Source organism: uncultured Campylobacter sp. (assembly GCF_938040115.1).
Classification (GTDB): Bacteria; Campylobacterota; Campylobacteria; order Campylobacterales; family Campylobacteraceae; genus Campylobacter_A.
The window spans coordinates 1-7,415 of record NZ_CALHXD010000287.1; the positions used below are offsets into that span (position 1 = coordinate 1).

A 7,415-nucleotide genomic window follows, 5' to 3' on the forward strand; every position below is an offset into this window, starting at 1 on the left:
AAAGCTCGCAGAAAAACGCCGAGCTAAACGGGGTTAAATTTAATCAAATTTGGACCGGTTCGGTGGCGAATTTGGATAAAAAATACGACGTCGTCGTAGCAAACATAATCGCCGATGTGATACTAATGCTAAAAAATGATTTGATAAATTTGCTAAAAGAGGGCTCATATCTCGTTTTAGCAGGCGTTTTGGATAAATACGAAACGCGAATTTTAGAGGCTTTTTCGTCGCTCAAACTGGTAGAAAATCAAACCAAAAACGAGTGGAAAAGCTTCGTATTTCAAAAAGCGTAAAATAATTTAAGGAAGATAATGGATAATAGAAAAAACGATGATAAAAATTTAAATAATGGTGGAAATAATTTTTTTAATAAAAATCCGATTTTGATTTTCGCCATTTTTGCTATCATAATAGTGGTGGCATTTCGCGGGCTCGGAGGCGGCGAGATGGACGGTACGCTACTAGGACAGAGCGCGGCCGGCTCAAAAAGTACCTCGTACTCCGAGATAAAAGAGATGATAAAAAACAAGCAAGTAGCGCAGGTGGGCATCTCCGAAACCTCGATAAAAGCCGTGGATAACGGCGGCAGAACATACTTTGCCAAAAGAGTAAACGACCCAACGCTAGTGCCGATTTTGGAGGAGCAAAAGATCCCTTATGGAGCGTATAGCGAGACGAACTGGTTTACCGAAATGCTCTTTTCGTGGGTGCTTCCTATTTTTATTTTCTTTGGAATTTGGATGTTTTTGGCTAGCCGCATGCAGCGAAATATGGGCGGCGGTATCCTTGGGATGGGAAGCTCTAAAAAGCTTGTAAACTCTGAAAAGCCGAAGGTTAAATTTGCCGACGTGGCGGGCGTGCAGGAAGCAAAAGAAGAAGTTAAAGAGATTGTGGATTTCTTAAAGCACCCTGATAGATATATAAATTTGGGCGCAAAAATCCCAAAAGGCGTGCTTTTGGTTGGACCTCCGGGTACGGGTAAAACCTTGCTTGCAAAGGCCGTCGCGGGTGAAGCAGATGTGCCGTTTTTCTCAGTTTCTGGATCAAGTTTTATCGAGATGTTTGTCGGCGTGGGTGCTAGCCGCGTGAGGGATCTTTTTGAAAATGCGAAAAAAGAAGCTCCGGCGATCGTTTTTATAGATGAGATCGACGCTATCGGCAAAAGCCGTGCAGCTAGCGGCATGATCGGCGGAAACGACGAGCGCGAGCAAACGCTAAACCAGCTTTTAGCCGAGATGGACGGCTTTAGCTCGGATGCGTCGCCCGTTATCGTGCTTGCTGCAACCAACCGTCCGGAGGTGCTTGACGCAGCGCTTTTAAGGCCGGGCAGATTTGACAGGCAGGTGCTCGTCGATAAGCCTGATTTTAAAGGTAGGATCGAAATTTTACGCGTACATATAAAAGATATTAAGCTTGACCATAGCGTTAGTATCGAGGATATCGCACGCATGACGGCGGGCCTTGCGGGTGCGGATCTAGCAAACATCATAAACGAAGCCGCGCTACTAGCGGGCAGAAAAGAAAAAGGCAAAGTTGAGCAGGCGGACTTACTCGAGGCTGTCGAGAGAGCTATCGCTGGTCTTGAAAAAAAATCTCGCCGCATAAATCCGAAAGAAAAGCGCATCGTGGCCTATCACGAGAGCGGACATGCGCTTATCGCCGAGACGACAAAGGGCGCAAATAGAGTCACCAAGGTATCAATCATACCGCGCGGACTTGCGGCGCTTGGCTACACGCTTCATACTCCTGAAGAGAATAAATTTATGATGCAGCGCCACGAGCTGATGGCTGAAGTGGATGTGCTTTTAGCAGGGCGTGCAGCAGAAGAGGTCTTTATAAAAGAGATTTCGACCGGTGCGGGTAACGACCTAGAGCGCGCGACCGATATACTTCGCTCGATGATCTCGATATACGGCATGAGCGATATCGCGGGACTTATGGTGCTTGAAAAACGCCGCAGTACTTTCCTAGCCGGCGGTCAGGCCGATAGGGACTATAGCGATAAAACGGCGGAAAAAGTGGATGAATTTATCAAAACCACGCTTGATGAGCGCTATAAACATGTACTAGAGACGCTGCGAACCTACGGCGACGCGATAGAAAAGATGGTAGAGGCGCTTTACGAAGAGGAAACTATCGAGGGCGCGAAGGTTAGAGAGATCATCGCAAACTACGAAAAAGAGCGCGGGATGCCTAGCAGGCTCGTAAATTTAGAAGAAAACAAAGAGGAACAAGCGTAAAGAAATGCAAAACATCGGGCTAATCGCAAAACAGGGTTACAAATACGTTTTTGCTTTAGGGCTTTTGTTTTTGCTTACACTGATTTTAGGCGCGTGTCAAATTTTATTCTTCGCGCTTTTTGCGCTTTGCATATTTTGGTTTAGAAACCCAGAGCGAGCGCTAGGCAGCGACGATACTTACGCCGTGCTTAGCCCGATCGATGGCAAGATAAAAAGCATAGATAAAATTTACTATTTTGATACGCAGTGCGTTGCTATAACTATCCGTAAGGGCGTGTTTGACGCAGGTGCGCTCAGAGCTCCTTACGATATGGAGCTTTTAGAAGCTAAACAAAGGCACGGACTTTTTTTGTGTAACGCCATGGAGGCTTCTAAAAATTTAAATGAGCGAGCCTTGTTCGTATGTAAAAATTTAGATAATAAATTTGCGATCCGAGTCATCGCCGGACCTCTTAGTAAGGGTATTTCATTTGAAAATTTCAGCCGACTAAAAGCTGGCAGGAGATTTGGCTTTTTAGGCAGCGGCGAGGTGGTTTTGATACTGCCCGCAAATACGAGAATAAGCGTTAGCGTAGGCGAAAAAGTGGCAAGCGCGGGCATTTTAGGGTTTTTTAGCTACGAGGAAAAAGATGCAAGACAATCAGCATAAACTTCAGTTAATGTATATTTTGCCGAATTTATTCACGGCGGCTTCGGCGTTTTTGGGTATCATTAGTATCATCGTCTCCGTGCGCGGCTACATCGCGGCTAGCGCAGGACTGGTCGAGGAGGCCAACGGCTATTTTTTTAAGGCTATTATTTACATCGTTTTGTCTCTTTTTTTGGACGGACTTGACGGACGAGTGGCGAGGCTAACTAAAACTACGTCGAAATTCGGCGTAGAGTTTGATAGTCTTGCCGATGTGATAGCTTTTGGCGTCGCGCCGGCGATGCTTTTTTATTTTACGGTCGGACACAGCTTTGGGCGTTTGGGTTCGCTAGTAGCCGCGCTTTTTGTGGTTTTCGGAGCCATTAGACTTGCGAGGTTTAACGTAATGACGGGCACATATGAGCCGTCCGTTTTTATCGGCCTTCCGATACCTACGGCAGCGATAGTCTCGGCATTTTGGGTCGGGCTAAGCTTAGAATACGACTTTACTAGGAGCGCCGAGTGGTTTTTGATGTTTTTGCAAATTTTGCTCTCTATTTTGATGGTAAGCAACATCCGTTACCCGAGCTTTAAAAAAGTAGATCTCAAAAGGGCTGACTTTTTGCGCATCTTAGTCGGACTTACGGTTGCGTTTTCGGCTATTTACGTTTGCCCCATCGAAGCGGTTACGACTTTAATGAGCGTTTATGTTTCTTACGGTATAATCAGATACGTTTTTATGAGACTTAAAAACAAAAAAATCCAAAAGGAGAGCGAATGAACGGCAACGTCAAATTTAACGCATTTTTCTCTCTACTTCTGCTGCTGCGCTAAGCAGCGACTCTTTCACACCCTAATAATCAAATTTAACCACACAAACTAAAACTATAAAAAAGGATAAGAAATGAACGAAAATAAAATTATAATATTTGACACTACGCTTCGCGACGGCGAGCAAAGCCCCGGCGCATCGATGAATACCGAGGAGAAAATCCGTATCGCGCGCCAGCTAGAGCGCCTAAACGTAGACGTCATGGAGGTTGGCTTTGCGGCGGCTAGTAGGGGCGATTTTGACGCGATACATCAGATCGCTAAACAAGCCTCAAACGCCTCTATCTGTTCGCTTGCTCGCGCCGTGGACGGAGATATAAAGGCTGCGGGAGAGGCTATTGCGCCTGCTAAAAACAGACGGATTCACACCTTTATCGCCACAAGCCCGATCCATATGGAGTTTAAGCTAAAAATGTCTCCAGATGAAGTGATTAGGCGTGCCGTGCGAGCCGTGGAATACGCTAAAACCTTCTGCGACGACGTAGAGTTTAGCTGCGAGGACGCATGCAGGAGCGAGATGAGCTTTTTAAAAGAAATTTGCGACGCCGCTATAAACGCCGGAGCAAAAACCATCAACATCCCAGACACCGTGGGGTATCTATATCCCGAGGAGATTACCGCTCGCATAGGAGAAATGGTTAAATTTATAAACGGTCGCGCAGTCGTCTCCGTGCATAATCACAACGACCTAGGCCTAGCTACGGCAAACTCGCTAGCTGCGATAAAAGCGGGCGCCAGGCAGGTAGAGTGCACGCTAAACGGCATCGGCGAGCGTGCGGGAAATGCCGCGCTTGAAGAGATCGTGATGGCGATAAAGACGCGCAGCGACGTATTCGCACCGCTTTACACGGACATAGTTTATAAAGAAATTTATCCCAGCTCGCGCCTGCTAGCGGGCATCATCGGCATCGAGCCTCAGCCAAACAAAGCCATCGTCGGCAAAAACGCCTTCGCTCACGAAAGCGGCATCCACCAAGACGGCGTGCTAAAACACAAAGAAACCTACGAAATCATCAGCGCCGAGAGCATCGGACTGGATAAAAACTCGCTGATATTAGGCAAGCACTCGGGTCGCCACGCCTTTAAAGATAAGCTAATAAGCCTTGGTTTTGAGCTAGAAGATAGCGCGCTAAACGAGGCGTTTGAGAAATTTAAGGCGCTAGCGGATAAGAAAAAAGAGATCTTTGACGACGATTTGCGCGCGCTGGTAACTAGCGAGATCATCAAGATCCCCGAAGTTTTCGAGTTTTTGACGCTAACGCAAAGCAGCTGCAACAAAGGCCTAAGCAGCGCTGCTATCACGCTTCGTCACGCAGACGAGATCAAGAGCGACGCGGCGCTTGGCAACGGTACGGCGGACGCGATATTTAAGGTAATTGACCGTCTAAGCGGCATAAACGGCGTACTAAAAGACTATAAGGTAAACGCTGTTTCGCAAGGCAAAGACGCGCTGGCAAACGTAGTAGTGAAGGTCGAATTTGACGGCAAAACCGTCATCGGACACGGCCTTGATATCGATACGATGACGGCGAGCGCCAAAGCGTACGTAGGCGCGCTAAACAGCTACGTTAAAATTAGCGCCTCGAAGTAAATTTAAGCGGCCAAACCGCACCGCTTAGCAAATTTAAGGCTCGAATTCGGGCCTTAAATTTCTAAATTTAACCTTTAAATTCGGCTTGTTTTAAAACCAACAAAAATACAAAACTCAAATTTAAACTTTCTCGCATTTACCGCCGCGCCGTTAAAATTTGCTATAATCAAGCCAAATTTTTCAAAGGAGAAAATATGAAAAAAATCGCGTTTTTGTTGATGATTATCGGGGCGTTTGCGTTTGCTAAAAGCGAGGAAGCGCCGCAAAAATCAGAACCAAAGCAGCTTGAGATGGTGCTCATCCTAGATAAATCAGGCTCTATGAGCGGACTTGAGAGCGATACGATCGGCGGCTTTAACTCGATGATTGACAAGCAAAAAGAAGCAGGCGTAGACGCAAAGGTAACTACGGTGCTCTTTGATACGAATTTTAAGACGCTGCACGATAGAGCCGATATCAAAAAGGTCGAAAAGCTAACGAATAAGGACTACGTCGCTAGCGGCAACACCGCGCTACTAGACGCTGTGGGCGACACGATAAATAAAATCTCAAAAGTCGATGATATCTACGCTAAAAACAGAGCCGTGCTTTTTGTCATCATTACCGACGGGCAAGAAAACTCGAGCAAGGAGTACTCAAAGGCGCAGATCAAAAAAATGATAAGCGACAAGCAGGAAAAATACGACTGGGAGTTTATATTTTTGGGAGCGAATATCGATGCGGCTAGCGAGGCCGAGAGCATCGGCATACAGCGTTCAAATGCCGTTAAATATCAAAATAATAGCGAAGGCGTGCAGAAAAACTTTGAGGCTGCGGCCGAGATGTCTAAAGATATGGCGATGGATAAAAAATCAAGCTCGAAGTGGCGCGAAAAGGTGCTTGAGGATAAGTAAAATTTGGCTTTAGGCGCGGCTTAGTGCCGTGCTTTGGTTAAATTTGCGGTTGTTTTTTAACCAGCAAGTTATAGAGCAGGGCGAAGTTTGACAAATACGGCTTCGCTTCGGTGCTATTAATCTATAAAAATTATGCGGGCGAATTTGCAACGAGTTTATCGCCCTATCGCCCAAATAAAACTACTTTTTCAGTTTCTCGTAATCAATCATAAAATCCACGAATTTGCTTTTAAAATTTGGATCTTTTATTAGTCCGTATTGTATCGTCGCGGCTTCGATATTATCGATCTCTTGATATAGATGCCCAAGCGCCACGCGGCTCTCCATTGCGTTTGGATCGGTGAGCTTGGATAGCTCCAAAAGTGCGGTAGCGTTTTGCGGGTGATTTGAGCCGATCGCAGCCACGGCAGCTAGAAACAGCGTACCCGCATCGTTTATCTTAAACTCGTCGATTATGCGGTTGTAGATCTGATAGCTCTCTTCAAAATCATTCGTGAAAATATCGATGTAGGCTAGCGTCTGGAGCAAGTCGGCGTTATTGGCGCCTTGTTTTAGTAGCGCTTTTAACTTCTGGCGTTCGTAGTTTAGTAGGCCCGAGATTTGCAAAAGCTTGATGTATTGCTCTTTGATGATGTTTGCGCCGTGGTAAAACGCAGCGTCGTTTAGTCGCTTGTCGTGGAAGTAAATTTGGATCTGCTCGACGTATTTTTTGATGCCTTCATCCTTGTAGTTTGCGATAAAATCAAGAATATTTGCCACGATATCTTCAGGTAGCTTAGCCTTTAAAATTTGCGTCTTTTTAGCAAACTCTGAGCCCTTGTCGGTCATCTTTGCGATTATCGCGTCAAAGGCCAAATTTAGCGCGCTCTCTTCCTTTTCTTCCTCCAGCCAGCGCATTAAAGCGCCGCTATTATTTGCTATGAGTGCCATTAGAGCTTGGCTAACCGGTGCGTCTTTTGAGCTTGCGTCGTGGTCGAGATTTTCTGAAATTTCTTGTAGTAGTTTGGTGTTATCCACGGCGTTTATGTCGTTTGCGATAGCGCCCAGCACGCCCGCTAGGTGGTTCGTCGGATCTAGGTGATAGCTCATGATAAAGTGCTTTGCTGCCATACTAAAGTTGCCAAGCTGCGCATAGCTAAGGGCTAGGTCGTAGTGTAAAACCGAGTGCTCGGGATAGAGCGAGATGAGCGAGGCAAACTGCGCGTTGGCCTGTTTTAGCTTGTAGTTTAGGG

At 46.2% G+C, this 7,415-nt stretch carries 6 protein-coding genes and 1 pseudogene; 6 read left to right on the plus strand and 1 reads right to left on the minus strand.

Annotated elements, in window-relative coordinates; all coding sequences use genetic code 11:
• From Q0314_RS09695 to Q0314_RS09720, 6 genes are all read left to right on the plus strand, one after another.
• Positions 1-293 (plus strand): 50S ribosomal protein L11 methyltransferase (locus tag Q0314_RS09695; RefSeq protein WP_298058576.1); only part of this gene is annotated, 293 nt, incomplete at its 5' end.
• 18 nt (positions 294-311) lie between these two features.
• Positions 312-2,240, plus strand: coding sequence for an ATP-dependent zinc metalloprotease FtsH (gene ftsH / locus Q0314_RS09700; protein WP_298058578.1), 1,929 nt, complete (start codon positions 312-314; stop codon positions 2,238-2,240).
• 4 nt (positions 2,241-2,244) lie between these two features.
• Positions 2,245-2,889, plus strand: a complete 645-nt coding sequence (locus Q0314_RS09705) for a phosphatidylserine decarboxylase (protein WP_298058580.1) — start codon at positions 2,245-2,247, stop codon at positions 2,887-2,889.
• Entirely contained in the window at positions 2,870-3,649 is a 780-nt protein-coding gene (gene pssA, locus Q0314_RS09710) for a CDP-diacylglycerol--serine O-phosphatidyltransferase (protein WP_298058581.1), read from the plus strand. Before Q0314_RS09705 ends, pssA begins: the two co-directional genes overlap by 20 nt.
• A gap of 123 nt (positions 3,650-3,772) precedes the next feature.
• Entirely contained in the window at positions 3,773-5,290 is a 1,518-nt protein-coding gene (locus Q0314_RS09715; protein WP_298058583.1) for a 2-isopropylmalate synthase, read from the plus strand.
• Between the two features lie 194 nt (positions 5,291-5,484).
• Positions 5,485-6,183 (plus strand): vWA domain-containing protein, encoded by a 699-nt coding sequence (locus Q0314_RS09720; RefSeq protein ID WP_298058585.1) that lies wholly within the window; start codon positions 5,485-5,487, stop codon positions 6,181-6,183.
• 180 nt (positions 6,184-6,363) lie between these two features.
• Here Q0314_RS09720 and Q0314_RS09725 read toward each other — a convergent pair.
• Positions 6,364-7,415 (minus strand): annotated as a pseudogene (locus tag Q0314_RS09725) (GTP pyrophosphokinase); the annotation flags it as partial.